The organism is Micromonospora sp. NPDC048868, assembly GCF_043198195.1.
Lineage (GTDB): Bacteria > Actinomycetota > Actinomycetes > Mycobacteriales > Micromonosporaceae > Micromonospora > Micromonospora reichwaldensis.
Genome location: NZ_JBICUN010000014.1, coordinates 134,169 through 160,582 on the forward strand (window position 1 = coordinate 134,169; position 26,414 = coordinate 160,582).

Consider the following 26,414-nt stretch of genomic DNA (forward strand, 5'->3'; position numbering starts at 1 on the left):
GGGCACCGACGGGAATGGGTTTCGCGCTGGCCGGTCGGCGTCTTCGTCGCGCACCCGTGAGAGTGCGTACCTTGGCGAGCCCGAGTCGGGACACGGCGCACCGGCGACACCTCCCCGTGGCGCGTCGAGCAGTTCTCGCAGTGCGGAACTGCGAATTCCCCGGAATCTAGCTCAGCGACGACGAGGCCCGGAACACGCTGTGACATTCACCATAACAGGCGTCAATGTCTATCGACGTCGACCGCCTCGTCACAGGTTCATCAGCCGTTGACACCCGTCATAGCGATACAAGATCGCAGTGCGCTGGCTTGCGATAGTGTGCGAATTGTTGATGGCCTGCCCCCGGGTGGCCCCGGAGCATGGCGGGTGCCAGCGGCGCTCACCCTGGCTCGGGCACGAGATCGACCCGGAAATGTCCGGACGGCGATGTCGAGAACCCGGGACCAGCTCCGTCCCCGTGGTGGACGCGATCAGAATGGGTTCGCACCCGCACCGAGAGGGGAAACACGATGGCCAAGTACCTGCTGCTCAAGCACTACCGGGGCGCACCGGCCGGGGTCAACGACGTACCCATGGACCAGTGGACGCCGGAGGAGATCTCGGCGCACATGCAGTACATGCAGGACTTCGCGACGCGGCTCGAGGGGACCGGCGAGTTCGTCGACGGTCAGGCGCTCGCCCCCGAGGGGACGTTCGTCCGGTACGACGGTGAGGGGCGCCCGCCGGTCACCGACGGCCCGTTCGCCGAGACCAAGGACCTGATCGCCGGCTGGATGGTGATCGACGTCGACAGCTACGAGCGCGCCGTCGAGCTGGCCGGGGAGCTGTCGGCCGCTCCCGGGGCGGGCGGGAAGCCGATCCACGAGTGGCTCGAGCTGCGCCCGTTCCTGACCGCGCCGCCCACCATCACGGAGTGACCTGATGCAGGAGGCCCTGCTCCGGAGCCTCACGCCCGGCGTGCTCGGGGTCCTCGTCCGCCGCGGAGCCGACTTCGCGGCGGCCGAGGATGCCGTACAGGATGCGCTGGTCGAGGCGGTCCGCACCTGGCCGGCCGACCCGCCGCGCGACCCGAAGGCCTGGCTGGTCACCGTGGCGTGGCGTCGGTTCCTCGACGCGACCCGGGCGGACGCCGCCCGCCGTCGGCGTGAGGACCTCGTCGACGAGGAGCCCGCGCCCGGACCCACGCCCACGGTGGACGACACGCTCCAGCTCTACTTCCTGTGCGCCCACCCGTCGCTGACGCCGGCGTCGGCGGTCGCGCTCACGCTGCGTGCCGTCGGCGGGCTGACCACCCGTCAGATCGCCCAGGCGTACCTGGTGCCCGAGGCGACCATGGCGCAACGCATCAGCCGGGCCAAGCGCACCGTCTCCGGCGTGCGGTTCAACCAGCCCGGCGACGTCGCGACCGTACTGCGCGTCCTGTACCTGGTCTTCAACGAGGGCTACTCCGGCGATGTCGACCTCGCCGCCGAGGCCATCCGGCTCACCAGGCAGCTCGCGGCCGCGATCGACCACCCCGAGGTGGCGGGGCTGCTCGCCCTCATGCTGTTGCACCACGCCCGACGCGCCGCGCGGACCGCGCCCGACGGCAGCCTGGTGCCGCTCGCCGCGCAGGACCGCGGCCGGTGGGACACCACGTCGATCGCCGAGGGCGTCGAGATCCTGCAGGCCGCCCTCGCCCGCGACCGGCTGGGCGAGTTCCAGGCCCAGGCAGCCGTCGCGGCGCTGCACGCCGACGCGCCCACCGCCGGGGAGACCGACTGGGTGCAGATCGTCGAGTGGTACGACGAACTCGTGCGCCTGACCGACAGCCCGGTCGTCCGGCTCAACCGCGCGGTGGCCGTCGGCGAGGCCGACAGGCCGCGCGCCGGCCTGGCGGCGCTCGCGGCGCTGGACGACTCGCTGCCCCGCCACGCGGCGGTGGCGGCGTACCTGCACGAGCGCGACGGTGACCTGGCGACGGCGGCACGGCTGTACGCCGAAGCGGCCCGGAAGGCGCCCAACCTCGCCGAGCGTGACCACCTGACGCGCCAGGCCGCCCGGCTCAACGCCCGCCGGCGCGCCTGACCTGCCCAGGACTCCGCAGTGGAACCATTGTCCTAGGACGCTTTAGGGGGTGTGCGCCAGCCGGCACCGGAATGACACGCCGGACGATCACCCGGTACGGGCACGACCGTCGGCTCGACGGGCCCTAGCATTGCCGGCGTGGCGACGCGGCTCGTGCAGATCAACATGAAGGCCCAGGACGACTCCGCGCTTGGCGGTTTCTGGGCGGAGGCGCTCGGCTGGGGAGTCTCCAGCGAGGGGCCCGGCGTGACAAACCTCGAACCCGAGGGCTTCGTCTACCCCGACCCCGTCGCGGTCTGCATCGACCTCATCGTCTCCCCGGAATCCAAGACGGTGAAGAACCGCGTGCACGTCGACCTCGCCACCACCTCGGCAGCCCACCAGGCGGAGGTGGTCGCGTGCCTGAAGGAGCTCGGCGCGACACCTGCCGACGTGGGCCAGGGCGACGTCCCGTGGACGGTCCTGGCCGACCCGGAGGGCAACGAATTCTGCGTGCTGGACCCCCGACCGCTCCACCGCGACACCGGACCGATCGCCGCCGTGGTGGTCGACTGCGCGGATCCGCGAGCCATGGCGCGCTTCTGGGGCGAGGCCATGGACTGGGCCCTGCACGAGGTGACCGACCACGAGGCGGTGCTGCGCTCCGCCAAGGGCGTCGGCCCCTACCTGCGGTTCCTCCGCACACCCGACGTGAAGACCGGGTGGCACCGCGTCCACCTCGACGTCCGCCCGTACCCAAATGACGACCTGGAGGCCGAGGCGGCCAGACTGCGGAATCTCGGCGCCACCGCCGTCGACCTGGACCGCGATGTCCCGTGGACGGTCCTCGCCGACCCGGAGGGCAACGAGTTCTGCGTCCTCACCCCAGGCTGACCCGGACCCCCGTCAGCCGCTCACCACGGCCACCAGCCCGGACCCTGCGACGGCCCTAGCCCACTGATCGCACGATCCCGGCCGTTCACTGTCGGAAACAAGGTCCCCGCCGCAGCCGTGCTGCTGGCGGCCTCCGCAGAGTGCACCGTCCAAACTGTACGTCGGGCCCGCACTGCTGCCATTCGGGTGAACAGCCCTGTTGAACTGCGGATTCGCCGCTATACCCTCGCTGCTTGTGATTGACGACGACCCTTGGACGACGCTCCGGACGACCGACGGACACGTCGGCACCTCCAGGGTGGTCCACCTCCGCGGCGACCCCTGGTTGGACGGCCCGGTCGGAGATCCGGTGGCGCGGGGACTCGCGGGCAATCCGGCGGCACCGGCCGACGTGCTGCTGCGTCTGCTCGACGACCACGCCGAGGCCGTCCCCGCAGCGTTCCGGCGGCGCGCCGACCTGCCGCCCGCGGTCGTCGCAGGGGCGATGCGTCACCCCTCGGCCCGGGTACGCGGCGCGCTCGCCGCCAACCCCCACATCGACCCGGCGCTCCGGCTCGGCCTGCTGGACGACCCCGAGCGTCGCGTTGTCGAGTTCGTCCGTGCGGATCCGGACCTGGCTCTGCCGGATCGCGCGTTCACGCCGAGCCTGGACCGGCTCGTCGAGCAGTTCCGGCGAGGCATCATGACGCCGGCCGAGCTGCGTGGCGAGGTGATCGAGCTGGCGTGGCGCGACCGGCGTGCGGTGCGTGTCGTCGCCACCCACCCGGAGCCGCTCGTGCGTGCCGCCGCGGTCGGGCTGCTCGGCGGCCCGGACGAAGCGTCCCGCGATGAACTACGCCAAGCCTTGCTGCACGACGACGTGCCGGAGGTGCGGGCGGCGACCGCCCACTTCTACGCCGAGCGGGAACGGGCGCAGGAGCCGGCGGACCTACCCGCCAACGGGTACGCGTACCGAGGGCTGCTGAGTGAGCTGCCGCTCTCGCCCGCACTGATCGAGTACGTGCTCGCCGCCGAGGACGGGAGGGAGGGCGTCGACGCGATGGCGACCAACCCGGCCCTGCCGCCGGAGGTGGTCGAGGCGCTGTTCGACCACCCGTCGGCGGACGTCCGGCGTAGCCTCGCCGGGCGTGACGACCTGACAGGCGCCCAGTTGGCGCGGCTCGCCGCCGACCCGGACGCGTCCGTACGGACCGCGGCCTCCGTGCATCCCGCGCTGACCGAGGAGGAACGTGCGGCGATCGACATCGACGTGACCACGGCACCGTTCGACCCCCGTATCGACCTGTGCTGGCACGTGCGGGGGACGGTGTCGCGTGAACCGCTGCCGCCGCCGGCGGAGTCGGTACGGCTCGCCACGTCGGTCAACCCGCTCCTGCGCCGGCGGGCCGCGGCCGACCCGCGGTTGCCGGCCGGGTTCGTCACCGCGCTCTCGGACGATGCCGATCCTGGCGTGCGGGCGCTCGTCGCTCATCACCATCCGGCCGCGCCGCCCGAACTGCTCCTGCGCGTGTTCCGCGAGCAGGGGAACCGTCGATGCGACCGGGGCGGGCTGCAGGCGCTGCCGAACTTCCCGACGGCGGGGCTGGCCCGGTTCGCCGACGATCAGGATCCCGCCGTCCGGCGGCTCGTCGCCCGCGACCCGGAGGCGGATCCGGCGCTCGTCGACCGGCTCACCCGCGACCCCGACGCCGCGGTACGGCAGGCGATGGCGGCATGCCCCCGACTGCCGGTGGACCGGATCGTCGACCTGCTCGACGACGTCGAGCTGGCCGGGTCCACGGCGCGGAACCCGGCCCTGCCGGTCGACGCGATGCGTGAGCGACTCGCCTCGTCGGCACCCTCGCAGGGGAAGCGCTGACGGTCGATCGGCACCCGGTGCCGAGTGCCATGACCTGCGTCGACCTCCGGCCGGCGGGCAGCCGTGCGGGTGCTGGGCACGGAGGTCGGTGGTGGTCAGGTGGCGGCGGTCGCGGCCGGCCGCGGGTACGTGTGGAAACCGCTGCCGCTCTTGCGCCCGTACCGGCCCGCGTCCACCAGTTCCCGCAGCGTGCGCCCGGGCCGGAAGCGGGGGTCACCGGTGCACTCGAGCAGCACCAGGAGCGTGTCGACGACGGTGTCCAGGCCGATCAGGTCGGCGGTACGCAGCGGACCCGTCGCGTGGCCGAGGCACTCCTGGAAGACCCGGTCGACGGTCGCGGCGTCGGCGGTGCCCTGACCGACGACCTCGGCGGCCTCGTTCACGGTGAGCATCAACACGCGGTTGATCACGAAGCCCGGCCCGTCGGCGACCACGATGCCGGTCTTGCCGATCGCGGTGAGCAGGTCGAGGGTGCGCTGGAGGGTGTCCGCGCTGGTCCGTGGCGCCCGCACCACCTCGACGCTGTCCCTGAGGGGCGCGGGGTTCATGAAGTGCGTCCCGACCACCCGGTCCGGCCGGCGGGTGCTGGCGGCGAGCCGGTCGATGGGGATGGCGGAGGTGACCGACGCGAGCACCGTCGTCGGTGGACAGACGGCGTCCGTCCCCGGCCGAGCTGCGCGAGCACGTACGCCGCCGGCTGCCGGCGCACATGGTGCCGACCCGTTGCCACGTCGTCGGGCAGTTCCCGGTCACCGCCTCGGGCAAGGTCGACCGCGCCGCGCTGGTCGCGGCCGAGCCGCAGCCCGCCGCCGCGCAGATCGCGCCGGTGGCACCCCGGACACCGCTGGAGCAGACGATCGCCGACGCCTGGGCGCAGGTGCTGCGGCTGGACCGGGTCGGCATCGACGACGACTTCTTCGACCTGGGCGGGCACTCGATGGCGATGATGCGGGTCATCTCGCTGTTGCGGGAGTCGCACGGCGTGGAGCTGACGTTCCGGGCCTTCCTGGAGCACCAGACCGTCGCGCGGCTGGCCGCCGCGATCACCGACGGCGCGGTCGGCGGCCCCGAGGCGCCGGCCGCGCCCGGCAGCCGCAACCGGGCGCTGCTGTGGCTGCGGCGCGGCAGCGCCACGCCGCTGTTCTGTATCCACCCCGGCGGCGGCAGCGCCCACTGGTTCCAGCGCTTCCTGCCGTACCTGGACCCGCAGCTACCACTGGCCGCGTTCGAGTGGCCGAAGCCGCACGGCGACCACGCCACGATCCCCACCGCCGCCGAGATGGCCCGCCGGCACTTCGACGAGCTGCGGGCCGCCCAGCCGCACGGGCCGTACCGGCTGTTCAGCTGGTGCGGCGGCAGCACGATCGCGGCGGAGCTCGCCACCCTGCTGCTGGACGCCGGTGAGGAGGTGACCTTCATGCTCCTCGACCCGGTGCTGGACGCGCAGACCCGGCCGAAGTTCTACGAGCAGATGGGCTTCGTGCGCCGGCTGGAGAAGCTGGTGCTGGAGATCGACCGGGGCGGGCCGGAGGCGGACACGCCCGAGCGGCGCGCCGAGATCATGGACCTCTACGAGCGGGTGGCCAACGACATCGACGAGAAGGAGGGCATGGCGCTGCCCGAGCGCGGCGTCGGCGCCGCCTGGCCGCGGATGGTCCGGGTCTGGCGGGAGTCGTTGCAGGCGCTCATCGAGTACCCGAACCCCCGCTACGCCGGCAGGCTGCACCTCATCGCCAGCGACGCGCTCGCCAACGGCCAGCACGTGGTGTCCTCCGGCCAGACGTTCGCCGACTACCTCGAACGGTGGGAGGAGCTGATCGGCGGCGGGATCGAGCTGCACCGGGTGCCGGGGGACCACATCGGAATCATGAAGCCGCCGCTCCTGGTGCACCTGACCGACGTGATCAGCGCCGTGCTGGCCGGCAGCCGATGACCACCGCGCCGGGCCGCCCGTCGACCGACCCGACCGTGTCCGGGCCGGCCGTGCCCGACCCGGCCGCGCAGCAGCGCGCGTGGAACGCCACCGCCCGCGCGTACGCCGCGGACGGCCCGGTGCACCGGCTGTTCGAGGCCCAGGCCCGGCTCCGCCCGCACGCCGCAGCGGTGCGCTGGGCCGGCGGCGCGCTCAGCTTCGCCGAGCTGGACCGGCTCGCCAACCGGCTGGCCTGGGCGCTGCGCGACCAGGGCGTCGGACCCGAGACGCCGGTGGGTATCCGGGTGCCGCGCGGCCCGCTGCTGGCGGTCGCCGTGTACGGGGTGCTGAAGGCGGGCGGCTGCTACGTGCCGGTCGAGCCGGCGCTCCCGGCCGAACGCGCGCACACCCTACTGGCCGAGGCCGGTGTGCGGCTGCTGGTCGGCACGGCGGGCGAGGACGGCTGGCCGGTGCCGCCGCAGGTACGCACGGTGCCCGCCGACGCCCCGGCCCCGGACCACCGCGAGCTGCGGAGCCCGGAGCCCGGCACCGGCGCGGACTCCACCGCCTACGTGGTCTTCACCTCAGGCAGCACCGGCCGGCCCAACGGCGTCGCCGTGGCGCACCGGTCGCTGCACAACCTCTTCGCCTGGTGCCGCCGCACGCACGGCTTCGGCCCGCACGACCTGGGCCTGTCGGTGACCTCGCTCGGCTTCGACCTGTCCGTATTCGACCTGCTCGGCCTGCCCGCGTACGGGGCGGGCGTCTACGTCGCCGACGACGCGCAGCGGTGCGACCCGGAGCTGCTGCTCGACGTGCTGCTGCGGGAGCCGGTGACGTACTGGAACTCGGCGCCGACCACGCTGGCCCACCTCGCGCCGCTGCTCGGCGCGCACCGGGGCGCCGCCGGGACCGGCGACCTGCGGCTGGTCTACCTCAGCGGCGACTACACGCCGTTGACGCTGCCGGACGAGGTGCGGTCGGTCTTCACCGCGGCGACGATCGTCAGCCTCGGCGGCGCGACCGAGGCGACCGTCTGGTCGAACTGGTTCGAGGTCGGCGCGGTCGACCCGGCCTGGCGGAGCATCCCGTACGGGCGGCCGATCGACAACGCGCAGTACTGGGTGGTCGACGAGGACCTGCGGCCGTGCCCGGTAGGAGTGCCGGGCGACCTGCTCATCGGCGGCGACGTCCTCGCCCTCGGCTACCACCGCCAGCCGGAGCTGACCCGGCAGCGGTTCGTCCCGGACACGCTCGGGCCCGACCCGCGTGGCCGGCTCTACCGCACCGGCGACCGGGCGAGCTTCGGCCCCGACGGGGTGCTCACCTTCCTCGGCCGGGTCGACGGGCAGGTCAAGATCCGTGGCGCCCGGGTGGAGCTGGCCGAGGTCGAGCACCGCCTGCGCGGGCACGCCGGGGTGAAGGACGTGGTGGCGCTGGCCCGGCCGGACCGCGACGGCGAGCGCGCCCTGGTGGTCTACGTCGTGCCAGCCCCCGGCGGCCGCCCGACCGTACGGGAGCTGCGTAGGCACGTGGCCGCCGCGCTGCCGGACTACATGGTGCCGGCGGCGGTGGTGTTCGTGGACGGCTTCCCCGCCACCGCCAACGGCAAGCTCGACCGCGGGGCGCTGCCGTGGCCGGCGCGCACCGGCAGCACGCACGTGCTCGGGGTGCCGGGGTGAGCTGCCGGCCGGCAGCCGGTGGGCGCACCGGGGGCCGGGGTCCGCTGCCATTCCTGCCGTCGGGCCGGTGTGGTGGGCGACCTGTTCAAGATCGTCCCGCAGGCCGCCGACGAGATCCGCAAGCGCAGGTGACGCGGCAGTGTCGACGATGCCTACGGCGGATCCCTCCCACCCGCTCGTCATGAGGCATCGGGAAGGAACCTGATCGCGGCGTAGCGCGCGGCCGGGTGCGGAAGCTGTCCGGGGATGCCGAGAATATGGGGGCCGTTCCCCGTACCGGTCGCCGCAGGCGCGGTGACATTCTCGTTGCCGTCCGTCAGCGACGAGTTTCCTGGAGTGGTGCGCATGGACGAGCAGGTACGGGTGCAGGTCATCGCCGCCGACCCGGCGGTACGGGTCGGTGTCGACGAGATGGTGCGGGTGTGCCCGGAGCTGACCGTGGTGGTCGACCGGCCGGACGTGGTGCTGGTGGTGACCGACGAGGTCGGCGACGCGGTGCTGGTCCTGTTGCGCTCGCTGTCCCGCGCCGGCCGGCGGGTGCTGCTGGTGGCCGACAGGTTGCGGGAGTCGGACGTGGCCGAGGCCGTGGCGGCGGGTGCCGGTGGGCTGCTGCGCCGTTGCGAGGTCCGCCCCGACCGGTTGCGCCCGGCGATCCGGGCGACGGCCGGGGGCAGCTTCACCGTGCCGTCGGACCTGCTGGGGGACCTGCTGACCCGGGCCGACGAGCGGGCGCCGCAGCGGCCGGCGGCACGACGGCTCACCACGCGGGAGCGGACGGTGCTGCTCATGCTCGCCGACGGGCACGAGACCGAGGAGATCGCCCGCTCGCTGGCCTACTCGGTCCGCACCGTGACCGGCATCGTGCACGCGATCACCCACCGGTGGCAGGTGCGCAACAGGGCGCACGCCGTGGCGTGCGCCCTGCGCGAGGGGCTCATCTGAGCCGGACGCGCCGGGTCAGATCAGCCCGTGCCGGATGGCGTACGCGGTCGCGTGGACCCGGTTGGAGACCTGCAACCGGGCCATGAGGTCGTAGATCATGTTCTTCACGCTGTGTGGTGAGCAGCGCAGTTCCCGCGCGATCCCCGCGTTGTCGTACCCCTCGGCGACGAGTTCGAGCACCCGGAGCTGCTGGGCGGTGAGTACGGGCTTCGACGCGTTCCTCATGATCGTCTCCTGGGCCGTGTGGTGGTGACTACCGACCCAGGCTAGGAACGGCTCGTCGCCCGCTCATCGGGCCGCCGCACCCAGATTGCCGGCCGCCGCCCCCGCATTTTCCGCACCGGCGCCCACGATCCACTGCCGGGCCAACCGCCCGACCGCCTCCTCGGGGCGACGCACCGCCGCGGCGAGGATCCCGCTGAAGCCGGCGGCGAACGAGGCGGCGCGGTCGGCGGTGAACAGGTCCTCGTGGTACTGGAGGGACCCGGTCAGCCGCGTTCCCTCTCCCCGTACGGTGAGCAGCAGGTCGAAGGGGGAACCGCCCTGGCCGTGCCGGAACGGCTCGGCGGTCACCCCGGGTAGCCGGAGTCGACCGGTCAGGTCACCGAGAGTCTGGAAGGCGACCTGGACCAACGGGTTGCGGCCCAGGTCGCGCTTCGGACGCAGCGCCGTCACCAGCCGGTCGAAGGGGAACCCCTGGTGCCGGTACCCGGCCAGCGCCACGTCACGTACTCGCAGCAGCAAATCGGCGAAGGCCGCCCCGGGCGGGCAGGGCACCCGCAGGGCGAGGGTGTTGGCGAACATCCCGATCCCGTTCTCCGCCGCCTCCGTGTCGCGGTTCGCGGCGAACGTGCCGACCACCAGGTCGTCGCGGCCGGCGAGCTGCCCGACCAGCACGGTGAACGCGGTGAGCAGCACCATGAACGGGGTCGAGCCGGTGGCCCGGGCCAGCGTCCGCACCGCGGCGGTGGTCTCCGCCGACAGGCCGAACCGGACGGTGGCCCCGCTCTGCCGCAGCCGCGCCGGTCGGGGCAGGTCGGTCGGAAGGTCCAGGGTGGGCGGCGCGCCGGCGAGGTGCCGGCGCCAGTAGTCGAGGTCGGCCGGGTCGGTCGCCGGCAGCGGGGCCGGCGGCAGCGGGTCGACGGCCACCGTGTCGCCCCGGCGGCGCCGCGCGTACGCCTGGCAGAGGTCGCGCCACAGTACGTCCATCGACCAGTCGTCGGCGACGACGTGGTGGACGGTGGCGGCCAGGACGTGCTCCTCGGGGGCCAGGCGCAGCAGGGTGACCCGCAGCAGCGGCCCCTCGGCGAGCGCGAACGGCACGGCGGCGAGCCGTTCGACGGCCACCCGCGCCTCGGTGAGGTCGGCGACGGTGCGCACCTCGACCGGCACCCGGGCGTCCGGCCCGATCTCCGCGTACGGCACGCCGCGCCGGGACCGGAAGGTGGTCCGCAGGGCCGGGTGCCGGCGCACCGTGTCCGCCAGGGCGGCGCCCAGCGTGTCGACGTCGACGGGTCCGCGCAGGCGGTAGGACTCGGCGATCGTGTAGGTGGTCGATCCCGGATCGAGCTGGTCGGCGAACCAGATCCGGTGCTGGGCGGCGCTGAGCGTCCCGGTGGCCGGCCGGTCGGTGTCGACGTCCGGTGCGCCCGGCGGCTGGCTCTCCCCGGCTGCGCCACCGGTGCCGGCCGCCGCCCGGCCGGCCCCGACGAGGTCGGCCACGGTGGCGGTGAGCACGTCGGCGGGGGAGAGCGACCGGCCCCACAGCTGGCGGAGGCGGGAGCAGACCCGGGCGGCCGCCAGCGAGTCGCCGCCCAGCTCCACGAAGGTGTCGTGCACCCCGACCGGCCCGGCGCCGAGCACCTCGGCCCAGATGCCGGCGAGCCGGCGCTCGTCGTCGGTACGCGGTTCGACCCGCTCCCCGTCGGCGAGCCGGTGCCCGTCGGGCGCGGGCAGGGCTGCCCGGTCCAGTTTGCCGCTCGGCCCGACCGGCAACGCCAGCACGGCCACGAACGCCGACGGGACCATGTGCCCGGGCAGCCGTTCGGCGAGGTGGGCCCGGAGCACCCGGACGCCGGGGACGGCGCCGGCCACCACGTACCCGACGAGCTGCCCGGCGTGCACGGCGGTGGCGGCGGCCCGCACGCCCGGCACGGTACGCAGCGCCGCGTCGATCTCACCCAGCTCGACCCGGTGGCCCCGGATCTTGACCTGGTGGTCGATCCGGCCCAGGTAGTCCACCGCCCCGTCGGGCAGCCGCCGGGCCAGGTCCCCGGTGCGGTACAGCCGGGAACCGGGCGGGCCGAACGGGTCGGGGACGAACCTCTCGGCCGTCAGCCCGGGCCGGCCCAGGTAGCCCCGGGCGAGCTGCACCCCGGCCAGGCAGAGTTCGCCGACCTCCGCCGCCTCGCCGCGCTCGTCCAGGACGTGGGTGCGGGTGTTCGCCACCGCGTGGCCGATGCTGACCGGCTCACCCGCCCGGCAGCGCGACCCGGTCACCTCCACCGCCGCCTCGGTCGGGCCGTAGAGGTTGAGCAGCTCGCAGCCGATCAGCTCGTCGGCCTCGGTGACCAGGTCACCGGTCAGCTCCTCGCCGCTGCAGACGATCCGGCGCAGGGTGGGCAGGCGGGCGCCGGCGTCGCGGACCTCGGCGAGGAACGCCCGCAGCATCGACGGTACGAAGTGGATCGCGGTGATCCCGTACCGGCGGATCGTGTCGATCAGGTAGGCCGGGTCGCGGTGTCCGCCGGGGCGGGCCATCACCAGCCGCGCGCCGGCGGCCAGGGTGCCGAAGATCTCCGGCACCGAGACGTCGAAGCCGTACGGGGTCTTCTGGAGCACCCGGTCGTCGGGGCCCAGCGGATGCGCGTCCAGCCCCCAGCGGACCCGGTTGACGATGGCGCGGTGCGGGATCACCACGCCCTTGGGCCGACCGGTGGACCCGGAGGTGTAGATGACGTACGCCGGATGATCCGCGTCGACGGTGACCCGCGGCGCCCCGGCCGGCCGACCGGGGGTCTCCCGGCCCACCGGCACGGTGGCGACGCTGCGGCCCGCCTCGGCAAGGGCCGGCAGGCCCGGGTCGGCCACCACGGTGTCCAGCCCCGCGTCGGCCACCAGCAGGGCGATCCGCCGGGCCGGGTGCTCCGGGTCCAGCGGCACGTAGGCGGCTCCGGCGGTGAGGACGCCGAGCAGGGCCACCACCAGGTCGCCGCCCCGGTGCAGGCACACCCCGACCCGGGACTCCGGGCCGACGCCCCGCGCGACCAGCAGGTCGGCGAGCCGGTCGGACCGCCGTACCAGTTCGGCGTAGCTGAGCTGCTCCCGTTCGGTGACCACCGCGACGGCGTCCGGGGTGCGCGCCGCCTGCCCGTGCACCAGCTCGTGCAGGGCCGGCTGTCCCGGGTAGCTCCTGGCCGTGTCGTTCCACGGTGCGACGCCCGGCTCAGTCGGCATCCGGGTCCTCCGGCGCGATGGTCAGGAAGTCCGGCAGCCGGGTGCCGAGGCCGTCGCGTTCCGCGGCCCGCCGCACCAGCTCGGCCACGGCGAGGTCGAGCACGCCCAGGCCGAACGGCGAGTAGACGGTGACCCGTTGCGGGTCGTGCCGCCAGCCGGCCCCGTCCAGGATCTCGCCGATGCCGCCGGCGATGAAGTCGCGGTTGCCGGCCTCCTGCTCCGCCAGGTGCAGCGAGGTGGCCGCCCGGCAGACGTGGTCGGCGTCGTCGACGACGTTGACGGCGGTGCGGACGTCCGCCGGGAAGATGTCCCGCAGCGACAGGTGCAGCACGAGTGCCCCGGGGCGGCAGTGCGCCAGCCCCAGGTGCGGTACGCCCGCCGTCGTGGCCAGGCAGACCAGCGGGTGGGCGCCGAGCGCCTCCTCGACGCCGCCGGCGACGCGCACCTTCAGGTCCCACCGCGCGCAGCGCCGGGCGAACGCGGCGGCCCGCCCGGCGTCCAGGTCGAAGACGGTCACCTCCGTCAGGCCGGGCAGCACCGCGCGGAGGAACCGCAGCACCTCGAAGTTGATCACGCCGCAGCCGACCAGGGAGACGCCGCCGGCCGGCGGGGCGAGGGCGCCGGCGGCCAGGGCGGCGCTGGCGGCCGTCCGCCGGGCGGAGATCGTGGAGCCCTCGATCAGCGCGACCGGGTGGCCGTCGGTCATCGAGTTCACCACGATCGCGGCGGAGGCGCGGGCCAGCCCGCGGTCGACGTTGCCGGGGAACGACGAGATCCACTTCATGCCGGCGACCGGGGAGTCGTCGCCCAGGTACGCGGGCAGCCCGATGATCCGGTTGCGGGCGTCCTCCGGGAACCGCAGGAACACCGAGTGCGGCAGCACGGTACGCCCCCGCCCGTGCAGGACGTAGGCGCGGCGGACCGCGTCCAGGACGGCGTCCTCCCGGTCGGCCAGGATCTGCCGGACCTCGCCGGCGGACACGATCAGCATGACGGCACGTCCATTGTCCGGTCCCTCCACAGGTGGGTGACGTCGCCGAAGTGCCCGGTCACCCAGTCGTCGTCGTAGATCGTGTTCAGGTAGCGCTCACCCCGATCGGGAAAGATCAGCGCGCAGGTCGCGCCGGCCGGGATCAGGTCGCGAAACTGCTCCAGGGCGGCCACCACCGCCCCGGACGAACCACCGGCGAGGATGGCCTCCCGGCGGGCCAGCCGGCGGCAGCCGACCACACAGTCCAGGTCGTCGACGTGCAGCACCTTGTCGGCCAGCCCGTCCCGGTAGAGCTTCGGCCGGATCCCCGCGCCGTGGCCGGGGATGAGCCGCTTGCGCGGGGGATGGTCACCGAAGATCGCGCTGCCCGCCGCGTCCACCGCGACGATTGTCAGCGCCAGCTCGTGCCGGCGCGCGTAGTCGGCACAGCCGCGCAGCGTGCCGCAGGAACTGGTCGCGCAGAACAGGAAGTCCAGCGGGGTGGGCACCCCCTCGACGATCTCCCGCATGGTGGTCTCGTGGGCGCGGGGGTTCAACGGGTTGCCGTACTGGTCCGGCCACCAGGCGTTCGGGATGGTCGCGACCAGCTCCTGGACCCGGCGGATGCGCTGCGGCAGGTACTCGCCCGTGGCCGGGTCGGTGCGGGTCACCACCTCCACCTCGGCGTCGAACGCGCGCATGACCGCGATGTTCTGCGCGTTCGTGCGGGGGTCCACCACGCAGATGAACCGGAGGCCGAAGTAGCGGCACACCTGAGCCAGCCCGATGCCGAGATTGCCCGAACTGGACTCGACCACCACCGACCGGCCGGGTTGCAGCTGCCCGGTCCGCAGCCGGTCGATCAGCATGCCCAACGCCGAGCGGTCCTTGATGCTGCCGCCCGGGTTGTGCGCCTCCAGCTTCGCCCACAGCGTGAACGCGGCGTCCGGCATGAGCTTGTCGAGCCGGACCAGTGGGGAGCCGCCGATCGTGGTCAGCACCCCGCCGACGTCGGTCTCATCGGCCCGCATGTTCGCTCCCGCTACGGGGATCCGTAGCGGCCCGCAGGGTGTTACCGGGCACGGTCGCGGTGCCGGGGATCGCCTCGGCCGGGTCGTCGGTGGTGCCGAGCATCCGGTTGGCCTCGTCCACCATCACCACCCGGGGCGAGTAGCCCTTGGCGTCCGGGTCGGCCATCGCCGCGTAGCTGATGATGATGACCAGGTCGCCGGGGTGGATCAGCCGGGCGGCGGCCCCGTTGATCCCGATGACCCCGCTGCCGCGCCTGCCGGCGATGACGTACGTCTCCAGGCGGGCGCCGTTGTTGATGTCCACCACGTGCACCTGCTCGCCGGCGAGCAGGTCGGCGGCGTCCATCAGATCCTCGTCGATGGTCAGCGAGCCGACGTAGTGCAGGTCGGCCTGCGTGACCACCGCGCGGTGGATCTTCGACTTGAGTATGGTGCGCAACACCTTCAGCTCCTCCTTGAGGGCTCGATCGGCAGAAAGCCCGCTCGACGTATCGAGCGGCTGAGCGTCGCCAGGGCGGCGAGCAGGACCATCCAGACGGCCATCGACCACGCGGCGGGTGCCGGCCCGAGCGACTCCAGCAGGAAGCCGCCGACCAGGGAACCGAGCGCGACCGCGCCGTTGGCCAGCAGGCTGACCGCGCTGAGCACCCGGCCCTGGATGCGGTCGGGCGTGATGGCCATCTGGTACCCGGCGACCGCCACGTTCCAGATCGGCCCCACGAACCACATCAGGGCGTACGCGGCGCCGATCAGGTAGCGGTCGTCGGTGAGGGCGATGACGCAGGTCATCAGCGCCCACACCCAGTTCGCGGCGATGACGATCGCGCGCATCGGGAACCGCCCGGCGCACCACGTCGCCACCAGCGAGCCGAGCACCCCGCTGGTGCCGGCCACACCGAGCAGCAGGCCGATTGCGGCCGGGGCCGCCCCGGCGGCCTCGAACGCCACGATGATGATCAGGAACAGGACGCGGAACAGCAGGTTGCTGCCGGCGACGAGCAGGGTGGCTGTGCGCAGGAACGGCTGCCCCCACAACCACCGCAGCCCGTGCGTGAGTTCGGCGGCCAGCTTCCCGGGACGGGTGTCGGGGTCGGTCGCGTCGCCCGGTGCGGCCTGGAAGTCGCGGCGGATGAACAGCAGCGTCAGCAGGGAGACCAGGTAGGAGACGGTGTCCAGCACGAACGGCCAGATCCGCCCCAGCCCGAACAGCGCGCCGCCGAGCGGGGTGCCGGCCATCACCGCGGCCCGCTCGCGGGCCTCGTTGCGCGACAGCGCCGTGGTCACCTGGCTCGGGTGCACCACGTTCGGGATCGCCGCGCCGGCCGCCAGCTCGTAGCCGACCGACAGCGTCCCCTCGACGAAACCGACGGCCAGCACGTGCCACAGGTGCAGCTCGTCGACGGCGATCGCCGCCACGATGCTGCCCACCCCCAGGGCCCGCAGCACGTCGCACCAGATCATCACCCGTTTGCGGTCCCACCGGTCCACCAGCGCCCCGGCCGGCAGCTGGAACAGCAGCGTCGGCAGCAGCGCCACGAAGCCGGCCAGCCCGGCGGCGCCCGGCGAGCCGGTCAGCGCCAGCACCAGCAGCGGGTACGCCACCAGCGACGCGGTCGAGCCGAGCATGGAGACCGCCGACCCGCTCCACAGCAGCAGGAAGTCCCGGTTGCGGTGCAGCGGCGGGATCCGCTCCCCGACGACCGGAGCGTCGACCCGGCTCACCGGTCGCCACCGATCCGGCGGCGGCCGGCGGGGCCCCCGCGCGCGGTCACCGGGCACCCCGGCGGGCGGCGACGTCGGCCAGCCGGCTCCGGGCGGTCAGCCTGGGGACCGCCGGCCGGTCGTCCAGCTTCGGGTAGCCGGGCAGTGCCCCGACCAGCCGGGCGACGGTCGGGTGGTCGAACAGGGCTCGGACCGGCACGTCGACGCGGAGCAGGTCCCGCAGCCGGACCGCGACCCGGGTGGCCAGCAGCGAGTGCCCGCCGACTTGGAAGAAGTTCTCGTGCACGCCCACCTCGCCGGTGCCGAGCACCTCGCCCCACACCTGCGCGACCGTCCGCTCGTCGGCGGTACGCGGCGCCACCCGCACGGGTTCCCTCCGCCCGCCGGCGCCGGGTCGCGGCACCGGCAGGGCGTTGCGGTCGACCTTGCCGGTCGGGGTGAGCGGGAAGGCGTCCAGCGTCACGTGGGCGGCCGGGCACAGGTAGTCCGGCAGCGTACGGAGCAGGAACTCGCGCAGCTGCTCGCCGGTCGGCACCGGGTGCCGCCCCCCGCCGACCAGGTACGCGACCAGCTCCTGCTCCCCGCCGTACCGCTGCGGGTGCACCACGGCGGCCCGGACGTGCTCGTGGGCCAGCAGCGCCGCCTCGACCTCGGCCGGTTCGATCCGGTGTCCCCGGATCTTCACCTGGTGGTCGACGCGGCCGAGGATCTCCAGGTGCCCGTCGGCGTGCCAGCGGGCCAGGTCGCCGGTGCGGTACATGCGCGCGCCCGGCGCCGTGGAGTGCGGGTCGGGAACGAACTTCTCCGCGGTGAGGGCGGGCCGGGCGCGGTAGCCCCAGGCCACCCCGTCCCCGCCGATGTGGATCTCGCCGGGAACGCCGACCGGTACCGGCTCCAGCCGCTCGTCCAGGATGTGGAGCCCGGCGTTCGGGGCCATGCCGAAGTCGACGGGCCGACCGTCGGGAGCCAGCCGGGTCGTGGTCGACCAGACCGTGGTCTCGGTCGGCCCGTAGATGTCCCACACGGTGGCCCCGGTCGAGGCGAGCCGGACCGCCAGCTCGGTCGGCAGCTTCTCGCCGCCGCAGAGCACGGTCGCGCCGGCCGGCGGGGACCAGCCGGAGTCCAACAGCATCCGGTACGTCACGGGGGTGGCCTGGAGCACCGCCGGCCCGGCGCGGTCGATCAGCTCGGCCATCCGCTGCGGATCGCGGGTCTGCTCCGCGTCGGCGATCACCACCCGGCCGCCGACCAGCAGCGGCAGGTACAGCTCCAGCACCGAGGGGTCGAACGACACGGTGGTCAGGCCGACCACGGTGGCCCCCGCCGGCAGACCCGGCCGGTGCCGCATCGCGGCGAGGAAGTTGCCCAGCCCCCGGTGGTCGATCATCACCCCCTTCGGGGTGCCTGTCGATCCCGAGGTGTAGATGACGTACGCCAGGTCGTCGGCGGCCGGCCGGTCGGGCAGCCGCCGCTCGGGGCGGGCGTCGATCGCCGCCCGCTCCGCGTCCAGCAGCACCGTCCGGATCCCGGCGGTGTCCAGCCGCCCGGCCAGCGCGGTCTCGGTCACCATCACCTGCGCGCCGGCGTCGGCCAGCATGAAGGCGGTCCGCTGCGCCGGGTAGTCGGGGTCCAGCGGCAGGTACGCGCCACCGGCGGCCAGCACCGCGAGGAACGCCACGACCAGGCCCGCGCTGCGGTCCAGGTGCACCCCGACCAGCGTCCCCGGCCCGACGCCCAGCTCCCGCAGGTGGTGGGCGAGGCGGTTGGTCCGGCGGTCCAGCTCGGCGTAGCTGAGCACGTCGGCGCCGAAGACCACCGCGTCCGCGTCCGGGGTGGCCGCCACCTGCCGGGCGACCCACTCGGGCAGCGTCCCGTCCGGGACCGGTCGCGGTCCGCCGGCGCCGAGGCCGAGCAGGGCGCGCCGGTCGGGCTCCGGCAGCCCGCACCGGCGCGGGTCACCCGCCGGGTCGGCGACCATCGCCTCCAGCACCCGCCGGTAGGTCCGGGTGAGCAGGTCCAGGTGGCCGTCGGAGATCCGGTCGGTGCCGGCCTCGATGATCAGCTGACCGGGCTCGCTGGACACCGAGAGGCCGAACTCGTTCGGGGTGGTGTCGGTGATCGCGGACCGGTCGATGCCGTCGAGGTCGAGCACGTGCATGTCGGTGTAGTTGAAGAAGACGTCCACAAGCGGCTTCTGCTCGCCCCACTCGCGTTGCATCGCCGGCAGCGGGTAGTGCCGGTGCGGCCAGAGCGCGACCTCCCCGGCGAAGACCCGGCGGGCCTGCTCGGCCCAGGTCGGCGCGGTCAGCTCCACCGCGAACGGCACGGTGTTGAGGAACATGCCGCGCACCTGGTCGCCGTCGGTCAGCTCGGGCCGTCCGTTGCAGACCAGCCCGCTGTGGAAGCGCCGCTGCCCGGTCACGACGCCCAGCACGGCCAGGTGCGCGGTGAACAGCAGGCTCTTCAGCGGTACGTCCGCCGTGCGGGCCAGCTCCCGCAGCCCCGGCATCAGGTCGGCGAAGGGCAGCCGCGTCGCCCGGTACCGGGCCCCCGCACCCGCCCACGCCGCCGGCACGCTGAGCCGCTCGTGGGTGCGTACCCGCGACGCCCAGAACTCGCGGTCCACCCCGGCGGCCACCGCGCGGCGCTCCAGCGCCACCGCGTCGGCGAACCGGACGGCCGGCACCGGGGCGGGCCGCGGGTCCTGCCCGTCCCGGATCCGCCGGTGGTACGCCAGCAGCTCCGGGACCAGCGAGTTCTGGCTCCAGCCGTCCAGGATGGCGTGGCTGTAGCTGACCAGCAGTCGCCACCGGTCGTCGGCGAGCTGGTAGGCGTGCAGCCGCAGCAGCGACGGCGTGCCCAGGTCGAAGCGGTCCCGGCGCTCCTCGGCGACCAGCCGGGCCACGGTGCCCTCCACCTCGGCGGCCGGCAGGTCCCGCAGGTCGGTGTGGCCGACCCGGATCTCCGCGCCCGGGTGGATCAGCTGGAGCGGCTCGCGGTAGGAGGTCAGGTCGATCGAGGCCCGCAGGATCTCGTGCCGGGCGGCGAGCAGCCGGGCGGCGGCGCGCAGGGCGGGCAGCGAGAACGCCTCGCCCTCGACCGGATAGCAGAGGCTGTTCAGGTACAGCTCGCCGGTCGGGTCGGCGAGCATCTCGTACGCCATGCCGGCCTGCGCCATCGACAGCGGGTACGCGTCGACGACGCCCTCGGGCAGTCGGGCCCGGTCCTCCTCGCCGATGAGCGCGAACCGGTCGACCAGGCGGGTGGCCTCGGCAGGCAGCCCGCCCTCCCGGGCGTCGACGGCCGCGGCGAGCTCGGCGACCGTCCGGTACCGGAAGAGGTCCGTGACGGTGAGGTCGAGCCCCTGGTCGCGGAGGTTCCCGACGACCCGGATGGCGCGGATGCTGTCGCCGCCGATGTCGAAGAAGCGGTCGTGGATGCCGATCGGTCCGGCGTTGCCGGCGAGGGCCCGGGCGTAGGCGGCCACGATCAGGTGCTGGGTGGGGGTGGCCGGTGGGGTGTGCCCGCCGCTGCGCGCGGCGTGCGTGCCGGGCGGGGGGAGTGCGTTGCGGTCGATCTTCCCGCTGCTGGTCAGGGGGAGTTCGGTGAGCGCGACCCAGTGGGTGGGGACCATGTACTCGGGCAGCCGCGCGCGCAGGTGGGTGCGCAGGGTGTCGGCGTCGGCGGGAGGGCCGTCGGCGGCGACGAGGTAGGCGGCGAGTCGCCGGTCGTCGCCGGGGCCGTGCGGGTGCACGACGGCGGTACGGACGCCGGGGTGGTCGGTGAGGGCGGCCTCGATCTCGCCGAGCTCGATGCGGTTGCCGCGGATCTTCACCTGGTGGTCGAGGCGGCCGAGGTACTCGATGGTGCCGTCCGGGCGCCAGCGGGCCTGGTCGCCGGTGCGGTAGGCGCGCCGGCCGCCGTCGGCGGGGATGAAGCGTGCGGCGGTGAGCGCGGGCCGGCGGTGGTAGCCGCGGGCCAGCTGCACGCCGGTGAGCAGGAGTTCTCCCGGTACGCCGACGGGGACCGGGTTGCCCCACGGGTCGAGGATGTGGGCGCCGGTGTTGGCGATGGGGCTGCCGATGGTGACGGTCTGCCCGGGGCGGACGCGGGCGGCCGTCACGTCGACGGCGGCCTCGGTGGGCCCGTAGAGGTTGTGCAGCTCGACGTCGAGGTGGGCGTGCACGGCGGCGGCGAGGTCGTCGGGCAGCGCCTCGCCGGAGCAGACGACGCGGCGCAGGTGGGGCAGGGCGGTGCGGGTGGCGGCGAGGTGGGCGGTGAAGGCGCGCAGCATCGAGGGGACGAAGTGGACGGTGGTGACCCGCCGCCGGTCGATGGTCTCGGCGAGGTAGGCGGGGTCGCGGTGCCCGTCGGGGCGGGCCATGACGAGGGCGGCGCCGGCGGTCAGGGGCCAGAAGAACTCCCACACGCTGACGTCGAAGGTGTGTGGGGTCTTCTGCAGGATCCGGTCGGTGTGGTCGAGCCGGTAGGCGTCCTGCATCCAGCGGAGCCGGTTGACGATGGCGCGGTGGTCGACGAGGACGCCCTTGGGGCGGCCGGTGGAGCCCGAGGTGTAGATCAGGTAGGCGGGGCTGCGGTCGTCGGTGTTGACGCCGGGCCGTCCGGCGGGTTCGTCGGTGAGTGTCGGGTCGTCGAGGTGGACCCGTGGACCGGGGGACCAGTCGTGCTGGTCCGGGGCGTCGACCAGGGTGACGGGGTCGCCGGCGTCGGCGAGCATCCAGCGCAGCCGCTCGACGGGGTGGCCGGGGTCGAGCGGCAGGTAGGCGGCACCGGTCTTGAGTACGGCGACGAGGGCCACGGCGAGGGCGACGCGGCGTCGCGCGCTGACGGCGACGATCCGTTCGGGTCCGGCGCCGAGGGCGATCAGCCGGTGGGCGAGCCGATTGGCGCGGGCGTCGAGCTGGGCGTACGTCAACTCCTCGTCGTCGTCGAGCACGGCGACCGCGTCCGGGGTGGCGTCGACCTGCGCCTCGATCAGCCGGTGCAGCAGCGTGTGGCGGGGGTGCTCGACGGCGGTGTCGTTCCAGGCCGAGAGCTGGGCGGTCTCGGCGTCGGTGAGCAGGGGCAGCCGGGTGACCGGGGCGTCCGGGTCGGCGGCGACGGCGCTCAGCAGCCGCTGGTAGTGCCCGGCCAGCCGCCGCGCGGTCGCGTCGTCGAACAACGCCGTCGCGTACTCGACCACCCCGGAGAAGGAGCCGTCCGCCTCCTCGGTCACCTGCATGGTCAGGTCGAACTTGGCGGTGTGCCAGAGCGTCGGCACCTGCCGCGCGCGCAGCCCCGCCCCGGCGAAGTCGGCCGCCGTGGCGTTCTGCATCACGAACATGGTCTGGAACAGCGGGTTGCGCGACAGGTCCCGCTCCGGGGAGAGCGCGTCCACGATCCGCTCGAACGGCACGTCCTGGTGGGACTGCGCGTCAAGCACCGTCTCCCGGACCCGGGCCAGCACCTCGACGAAGGTCGGCTCGCCGGACAGGTCGGTCCGCAGCACCAGCGTGTTGACGAAGTACCCGATCAGGTCCTGGACCTCGGGGCGGGTACGCCCGGCGACCGGGGTGCCCACCGCCACGTCGGTCTGCCCGGTGTAGCGGGCCAGCAGCACCTGGAACACCGCCAGCAGCACCATGAACGGGGTCGCCCGGTGCCGCCGCCCGATCGAGGCGAGGGCACGACCGAGGTCGGCCGGCACGGTGAACGGCAGCGTCGCGCCCCGGGGGTCCTGCACGGGCGGGCGGGGCCGGTCGGTCGGCAGCTCCAGCGGCACGAGGCCCGCCAGCCGGTCGCGCCAGTGGTCGAGCTGCCCGGTCAGGCCGGCCGCCCGGTCCCGCTGCCGCACCGCGAAGTCCGCGTACTGGATCGGCGGCGGGGCGAGCGGGGACGGCTCGCCGGCGACCAGCGCCGGGTAGAGCGCGCCGAGTTCCCGGGCCAGCACGCCGACCGACCAGCCGTCGAACGCGATGTGGTGGGCGACCAGCACCATGACGTGCTCGTCCTCGGCGAGCCGGACCAGCCGGACCCGCAGCGGCGCGTCCCGACCCAGGTCGAACGGGGTGCCCGCCTCGTCCCGGATCAGCGCGTCCAGCCGCTCCCGCCGCTGCGACGGGGCGCAGCCGGTCAGGTCGACCACCGGCAGCTCGACCGGCTCGGGCGGGCCGACCACCTGGCTCGGCCGGCCGTCCACGACCCGGTAGCGGGTCCGCAGCACCTCGTGCCGCCGGACGACCTCCCGCCAGGCGTCACGGAGGGCCACCGGGTCCAGCGGGCCGGTCAACCGCCAGCTGAACGGCACGACGTACTCCGCGCCGCCGGGCCGGATCTGGTCGAGCAGCCACACCCCCTGCTGCGGGTAGGACAGCGGCAGCGGGCCGGTCGGCCGCTGCGGCGCGCTCGGGTTGGCCGGCGACCGGTCCGGGGCCCGCCCGGCCAGCAGCGCCTCCACCAGCGCCCGACGACGGGCGTCGGTCGAGGTCGGGGACGGGTCCTCGGGAGTCGTCATTCCTTGCCCACCTGCGCCAACATCGTCTCCAATTCGGACTCGGACATCCCCGCCACCCGCTCCTCGACGGCCCGCTGGAGCACCGTCGCCAGCTCCGCCACGGTCGGCGCCTCGAAGACCGCGCTGACCGGCAGGTCGACCGGGAACCGTTCGTGCAGCAGCGCGACGACCTGGGTGGCCAGCAGGGAGTGACCGCCGAGGTCGAAGAAGTCGTCGTGTGTCCCGCAGCGGTCGACGCCCAGCACCTCGGCCAACACCTCGGCGACCGCCCGTTCGGTGGGGGTACGCGGCGCCACCGCCGGTCCGTCGGCGACCGGGCCGGCCGGGGCGGGCTCCGGCAGCCGCCGGCGGTCGACCTTTCCGCTGCCGGTCAGGGGCAGCTCGTCGAGCGTCACCCAGCTCTGCGGGACCATGTGCTCCGGCACCCGCTCGGCCAGGTACGCGCGAACCGCCCGATGGTCGGCCGGCTCGGGGCCGGCCGGCAGCAGGTACGCGACGAGCTGCGGGCCGCCGACCGCGCCGTGGTGCACGTCCACCACGGCGGCGCGGACGGCGGGATGCTGGCCGAGCACCGTCTCGATCTCGCCCAGCTCGATCCGGAAGCCCCTGATCTTCACCTGCTGGTCCCGCCGGCCCAGGTACTCGATGCTGCCGTCCGGCAGGTACCGGGCCCGGTCGCCGGTGCGGTACATGCGCTGTCCGGGCCGGTCGGCGAACGGGTCGGGGACGAAGCAGGCAGCGGTCAGTCCCGGCCGGCCGAGATAGCCCCGGGCGAGCTGGATCCCGGCGAGCACCAGTTCCCCGGGCTCACCGACCGGCACCGGTCGCAGCTCGCCGTCCACGATGTACGTGCGGGTGTTGGCCACCGGCCGGCCGATGGTCACCGCCTCGCCAGGCAGGCAGCGGGCGCTGGTCACCTCGACCGCCGCCTCGGTCGGTCCGTAGAGGTTGACCACCTCGCAGTCGAGCCGGTCGTGCGCCGCGGCCACCAGGTCGGCGGGGAGCGCCTCGCCGCTGCACAGCACCCGCCGGATCGACGGCAGGTTGGTCCGGCCGGCGGGCAGCACGTCCAGGAACGCGCGCAGCATCGACGGCACGAACCGGATCGAGGTGACCTGCCGTTCGGCCACCACCCGGGCCAGGTACGCCGGATCGCGGTGCCCGCCGGGACGGGCCGTCACCAGCGTCGCCCCGGTGGTCAGCGGGGAGAAGAGCTCACACACCGAGACGTCGAAGCCGTACGGCGTCTTCTGGAGCACCACGCCGCCGTCGGCGCCAAGGGCGTCCGGCATCCAGCGCACCCGGTTGACGATCGCGCGGTGCTCCACGACGACGCCCTTCGGGCGGCCGGTGGAGCCGGAGGTGTAGATGACGTAGGCGGCGTTGGCCGGACCCACGACCGGCTCCGGGGTGCCGCCCGGCAGCCCCCGGTGATCGTCGTCGACCCGGATCGGGGCGCCGGTGGCGGCGGCCAGCGGCTCGTGGTCGACGCCCGGGCCGGTGACGACGGTCGTCGCCTTCGAGTCGGTCAGCAGGTAGCGGATCCGGTCGGCCGGCTGGTCCGGTTCCACCGGAAGGTAGGCGCCGCCCGCCTTGAGCACCCCCAGCAGCGCCACCACCAGGTCGACCCCCCGGTGCAGGCACACCCCCACCACCGACTCCGCGCGCACCCCGGCCGCCCGCAGCCGGCGCGCGAGCCGGTCGGCCTCGCGGTCCAGCTCGGCGTAGCGGACGGTCCGCTCGTCGGACACCACGGCGATCGCGTCCGGGGTACGCCGTACCTGCTCCTCGAACAGCTCGTGCAGGCACGGGTCGGTCGGGTACGCGACCTCGGTGTCGTTCCACGCTGTCGGGACCCGGTGCCCGTCGGCCGCGGTCAGCTTCGCCATGGCGGTCACGACTACCGGCCCGCCGCCTGCTCCATGCGCCGGCGCAGGCTGAGCGGGCGCATGTCGGTCCACACCTCGTCGATCCGCTTCAGGCACTCCTCGCGGGTGCCCTCGGTGCCCTCCGCGCGCCACCCCAGCGGCAGCTCCCGATCGCCCAGCCAGATCGAGTACTGCTCCTCGTCGTTCACCACGACCCGGTACGCGCGCTCATCGGTGTTCTCGTCGGACATGCCGGCTCCTCCTCGGGAAAGGGCAGCCGTGTCGTACGACACGACACTGGTCCCACTGCCGGTCACACCCTGCCGGGACGCCGTTCGCCGTACGTAGAGAAGAACTGGCAGAAAAACGCGTACGAGCCTTGCCGGGGATTCTCTTTCTGACCTGTGCCTCAGCGGAGAGGCTGAGCCGTGCCGCGTGACCGGCAGCCCAGAGGCCGACAGGAGAAGCGATGAGTACGCCCCGGATGACGGTGCCGCCGCTGCCGCGCGGGTCGGCCGAGAAACCGCTTCCGTTCGTCCTGTCCGCCGGTGCGCCGGGGGAGCCGATCGGCGGGCGGCTGGCCGCCGACCGGGCCGCGATCCGGGCCCGGCTGCGTGAGCACGGGGCCGTCCTGCTGCGCGGGTTCGACGTCGGCGGGGTGGCCGGCTTCGAGGGGGTGGTCCGAGCGCTCTCCGGTGAGCCGCTGGACTACGCCGAGCGCTCGTCGCCCCGCAGCACCATCCAGGGGCGGGTCTACACCTCGACGGACTTCCCACCGGCCGAGGAGATCTTCCTGCACAACGAGAACTCCTACCAGGCCGACTGGCCCATGGCGCTGTACTTCTACTGCCTGCGTACGCCGGCCACCCTGGGCGCCACCCCGCTTGCCGACACCCGCCTGGTGCGCCAGCGCATCGACCCGGCGGTGTGTGCCGAGTTCGTCGCCCGGGGCTGGCTGGTGGTGCGCAACTTCCACGACGGCTTCGGCGTGCCCTGGCAGCGGGCGTTCAACACCGACGACCGGGACGAGGTGTCGCGCTACTGCGCCCGCGGCGGCATCGAGGTGGAGTGGACCGGCTCGGGACTGCGTACCCGCGCCCGACGCGACGCCGTGCACCGGCACCCCGGCACCGGCGAGCTGCTCTGGTTCAACCACGTGACCTTCTTCCACGTGACCACGCTGGCCGAGGAGGTCTGCGCCGGGCTGCGGGAACTGTTCGACGAGACCGAGCTGCCCACGAACACCTACTACGGCGACGGCGGGCGCATCCCGGACGACGTGGTGGCCCACCTGCGGGACTGCTACCGGTCCGCCCAGCGGCGCTTCGACTGGCAGCGCGACGACGTCCTGGTGGTGGACAACATGCTCGCCGCGCACGCCCGGGAACCGTTCACCGGCGACCGCAGGATCGCCGTGGCGATGGCCGAGCCGTACCGCGCGGCGCTCGCGGCGGCCGGCGCGGCCCCGGGGTGACCGTCGGCGGTGTGCCCGGGGCCCTCGCGCACACCGCACCAACTC

At 74.1% G+C, this 26,414-nt stretch carries 18 protein-coding genes; 8 read left to right on the forward strand and 10 right to left on the reverse strand.

Going from position 1 to position 26,414, the window contains the following annotated elements; translation table 11 throughout:
* The first annotated feature begins 509 nt into the window (after positions 1-509).
* The 4 genes from ACGFNF_RS21520 (at position 510) to ACGFNF_RS21535 (ending at position 4,798) form a co-directional block, all read left to right on the forward strand.
* On the forward strand, positions 510-917 hold the full coding sequence (locus ACGFNF_RS21520; RefSeq protein WP_132236607.1) for a YciI family protein: 408 nt from the start codon (positions 510-512) through the stop codon (positions 915-917).
* Between the two features lie 4 nt (positions 918-921).
* On the forward strand, positions 922-2,067 hold the full coding sequence (locus ACGFNF_RS21525; protein ID WP_393170169.1) for an RNA polymerase sigma factor: 1,146 nt from the start codon (positions 922-924) through the stop codon (positions 2,065-2,067).
* Between the two features lie 138 nt (positions 2,068-2,205).
* Positions 2,206-2,940 carry a VOC family protein gene (locus ACGFNF_RS21530; protein WP_393170171.1) on the forward strand — a complete coding sequence of 245 codons (735 nt, stop codon included), beginning with the start codon at positions 2,206-2,208 and terminating at the stop codon, positions 2,938-2,940.
* A gap of 349 nt (positions 2,941-3,289) precedes the next feature.
* A complete protein-coding gene (locus ACGFNF_RS21535; RefSeq protein ID WP_393170173.1) occupies positions 3,290-4,798 on the forward strand; it encodes a hypothetical protein in 1,509 nt (502 codons plus the stop codon).
* A gap of 95 nt (positions 4,799-4,893) precedes the next feature.
* Here ACGFNF_RS21535 and ACGFNF_RS21540 read toward each other — a convergent pair whose 3' ends face one another.
* On the reverse strand, positions 4,894-5,433 hold the full coding sequence (locus ACGFNF_RS21540; RefSeq protein WP_393170175.1) for a 3-hydroxyacyl-CoA dehydrogenase family protein: 540 nt from the start codon (positions 5,431-5,433) through the stop codon (positions 4,894-4,896).
* Between the two features lie 8 nt (positions 5,434-5,441).
* Between ACGFNF_RS21540 and ACGFNF_RS21545 the strand changes: the two genes are divergently transcribed.
* The 3 genes from ACGFNF_RS21545 to ACGFNF_RS21555 all read left to right on the forward strand — a co-directional run bounded on the left by ACGFNF_RS21545 (position 5,442) and on the right by ACGFNF_RS21555 (position 9,334).
* Positions 5,442-6,731, forward strand: coding sequence for a thioesterase domain-containing protein (locus ACGFNF_RS21545; RefSeq protein WP_393170177.1), 1,290 nt, complete (start codon positions 5,442-5,444; stop codon positions 6,729-6,731).
* The gene (locus ACGFNF_RS21550; protein ID WP_393170180.1) at positions 6,728-8,392 is read left to right on the forward strand and encodes an amino acid adenylation domain-containing protein; all 1,665 of its coding nucleotides are present in this window, start codon (positions 6,728-6,730) and stop codon (positions 8,390-8,392) included. The genes ACGFNF_RS21545 and ACGFNF_RS21550 overlap by 4 nt, the downstream gene beginning before the upstream one ends.
* A 345-nt stretch (positions 8,393-8,737) precedes the next feature.
* Positions 8,738-9,334, forward strand: a complete 597-nt coding sequence (locus ACGFNF_RS21555; RefSeq protein ID WP_393170182.1) for a response regulator transcription factor — start codon at positions 8,738-8,740, stop codon at positions 9,332-9,334.
* A gap of 15 nt (positions 9,335-9,349) precedes the next feature.
* Here the strand turns inward: ACGFNF_RS21555 and ACGFNF_RS21560 are convergent, their stop codons facing one another.
* The 9 genes from ACGFNF_RS21560 to ACGFNF_RS21600 form a co-directional block, all read right to left on the reverse strand.
* On the reverse strand, positions 9,350-9,559 hold the full coding sequence (locus ACGFNF_RS21560; protein WP_121401277.1) for a response regulator transcription factor: 210 nt from the start codon (positions 9,557-9,559) through the stop codon (positions 9,350-9,352).
* 63 nt (positions 9,560-9,622) lie between these two features.
* Complete coding sequence (locus tag ACGFNF_RS21565) at positions 9,623-12,790, reverse strand: amino acid adenylation domain-containing protein (RefSeq protein WP_393170184.1); 3,168 nt, start codon at positions 12,788-12,790, stop codon at positions 9,623-9,625.
* Positions 12,780-13,781: a 2,3-diaminopropionate biosynthesis protein SbnB gene (sbnB, locus tag ACGFNF_RS21570; RefSeq protein ID WP_393170186.1), complete on the reverse strand. Its 1,002-nt coding sequence runs from the start codon at positions 13,779-13,781 to the stop codon at positions 12,780-12,782. Before sbnB ends, ACGFNF_RS21565 begins: the two co-directional genes overlap by 11 nt.
* Complete coding sequence (sbnA, locus tag ACGFNF_RS21575; RefSeq protein WP_393170188.1) at positions 13,775-14,791, reverse strand: 2,3-diaminopropionate biosynthesis protein SbnA; 1,017 nt, start codon at positions 14,789-14,791, stop codon at positions 13,775-13,777. The genes sbnB and sbnA overlap by 7 nt, the downstream gene beginning before the upstream one ends.
* Positions 14,778-15,233 carry an aspartate 1-decarboxylase gene (panD, locus tag ACGFNF_RS21580; RefSeq protein ID WP_132240573.1) on the reverse strand — a complete coding sequence of 152 codons (456 nt, stop codon included), beginning with the start codon at positions 15,231-15,233 and terminating at the stop codon, positions 14,778-14,780. The genes sbnA and panD overlap by 14 nt, the downstream gene beginning before the upstream one ends.
* Positions 15,234-15,235: 2 nt before the next feature.
* Positions 15,236-16,513, reverse strand: coding sequence for an MFS transporter (locus ACGFNF_RS21585; protein ID WP_393170190.1), 1,278 nt, complete (start codon positions 16,511-16,513; stop codon positions 15,236-15,238).
* A 46-nt stretch (positions 16,514-16,559) separates the two neighbouring features.
* Positions 16,560-23,027 (reverse strand): amino acid adenylation domain-containing protein, encoded by a 6,468-nt coding sequence (locus ACGFNF_RS21590; RefSeq protein WP_393170192.1) that lies wholly within the window; start codon positions 23,025-23,027, stop codon positions 16,560-16,562.
* Positions 23,024-24,916: an amino acid adenylation domain-containing protein gene (locus tag ACGFNF_RS21595; protein ID WP_393170194.1), complete on the reverse strand. Its 1,893-nt coding sequence runs from the start codon at positions 24,914-24,916 to the stop codon at positions 23,024-23,026. The genes ACGFNF_RS21590 and ACGFNF_RS21595 overlap by 4 nt, the downstream gene beginning before the upstream one ends.
* A gap of 11 nt (positions 24,917-24,927) precedes the next feature.
* Entirely contained in the window at positions 24,928-25,146 is a 219-nt protein-coding gene (locus ACGFNF_RS21600) for an MbtH family NRPS accessory protein (RefSeq protein WP_091630286.1), read from the reverse strand.
* A gap of 218 nt (positions 25,147-25,364) precedes the next feature.
* Here ACGFNF_RS21600 and ACGFNF_RS21605 point away from each other — a divergent pair, with 218 nt between their 5' ends.
* Positions 25,365-26,369: a TauD/TfdA family dioxygenase gene (locus ACGFNF_RS21605; RefSeq protein WP_393170197.1), complete on the forward strand. Its 1,005-nt coding sequence runs from the start codon at positions 25,365-25,367 to the stop codon at positions 26,367-26,369.
* Positions 26,370-26,414 lie beyond the last annotated feature (45 nt).

Coding starts and splice junctions, on each gene's coding strand:
- ACGFNF_RS21520 (WP_132236607.1), top strand. CDS start 510: ATGGCCAAGTACCTGCTGCTCAAGCACTACCGGGGCGCACCGGCCGGG.
- ACGFNF_RS21525 (WP_393170169.1), top strand. CDS start 922: ATGCAGGAGGCCCTGCTCCGGAGCCTCACGCCCGGCGTGCTCGGGGTC.
- ACGFNF_RS21550 (WP_393170180.1), top strand. CDS start 6,728: ATGACCACCGCGCCGGGCCGCCCGTCGACCGACCCGACCGTGTCCGGG.
- ACGFNF_RS21555 (WP_393170182.1), top strand. CDS start 8,738: ATGGACGAGCAGGTACGGGTGCAGGTCATCGCCGCCGACCCGGCGGTA.
- ACGFNF_RS21560 (WP_121401277.1), bottom strand. CDS start 9,559: ATGAGGAACGCGTCGAAGCCCGTACTCACCGCCCAGCAGCTCCGGGTG.
- ACGFNF_RS21565 (WP_393170184.1), bottom strand. CDS start 12,790: ATGCCGACTGAGCCGGGCGTCGCACCGTGGAACGACACGGCCAGGAGC.
- sbnB (WP_393170186.1), bottom strand. CDS start 13,781: ATGCTGATCGTGTCCGCCGGCGAGGTCCGGCAGATCCTGGCCGACCGG.
- sbnA (WP_393170188.1), bottom strand. CDS start 14,791: ATGCGGGCCGATGAGACCGACGTCGGCGGGGTGCTGACCACGATCGGC.
- ACGFNF_RS21590 (WP_393170192.1), bottom strand. CDS start 23,027: ATGACGACTCCCGAGGACCCGTCCCCGACCTCGACCGACGCCCGTCGT.
- ACGFNF_RS21595 (WP_393170194.1), bottom strand. CDS start 24,916: ATGGCGAAGCTGACCGCGGCCGACGGGCACCGGGTCCCGACAGCGTGG.
- ACGFNF_RS21600 (WP_091630286.1), bottom strand. CDS start 25,146: ATGTCCGACGAGAACACCGATGAGCGCGCGTACCGGGTCGTGGTGAAC.
- ACGFNF_RS21605 (WP_393170197.1), top strand. CDS start 25,365: ATGAGTACGCCCCGGATGACGGTGCCGCCGCTGCCGCGCGGGTCGGCC.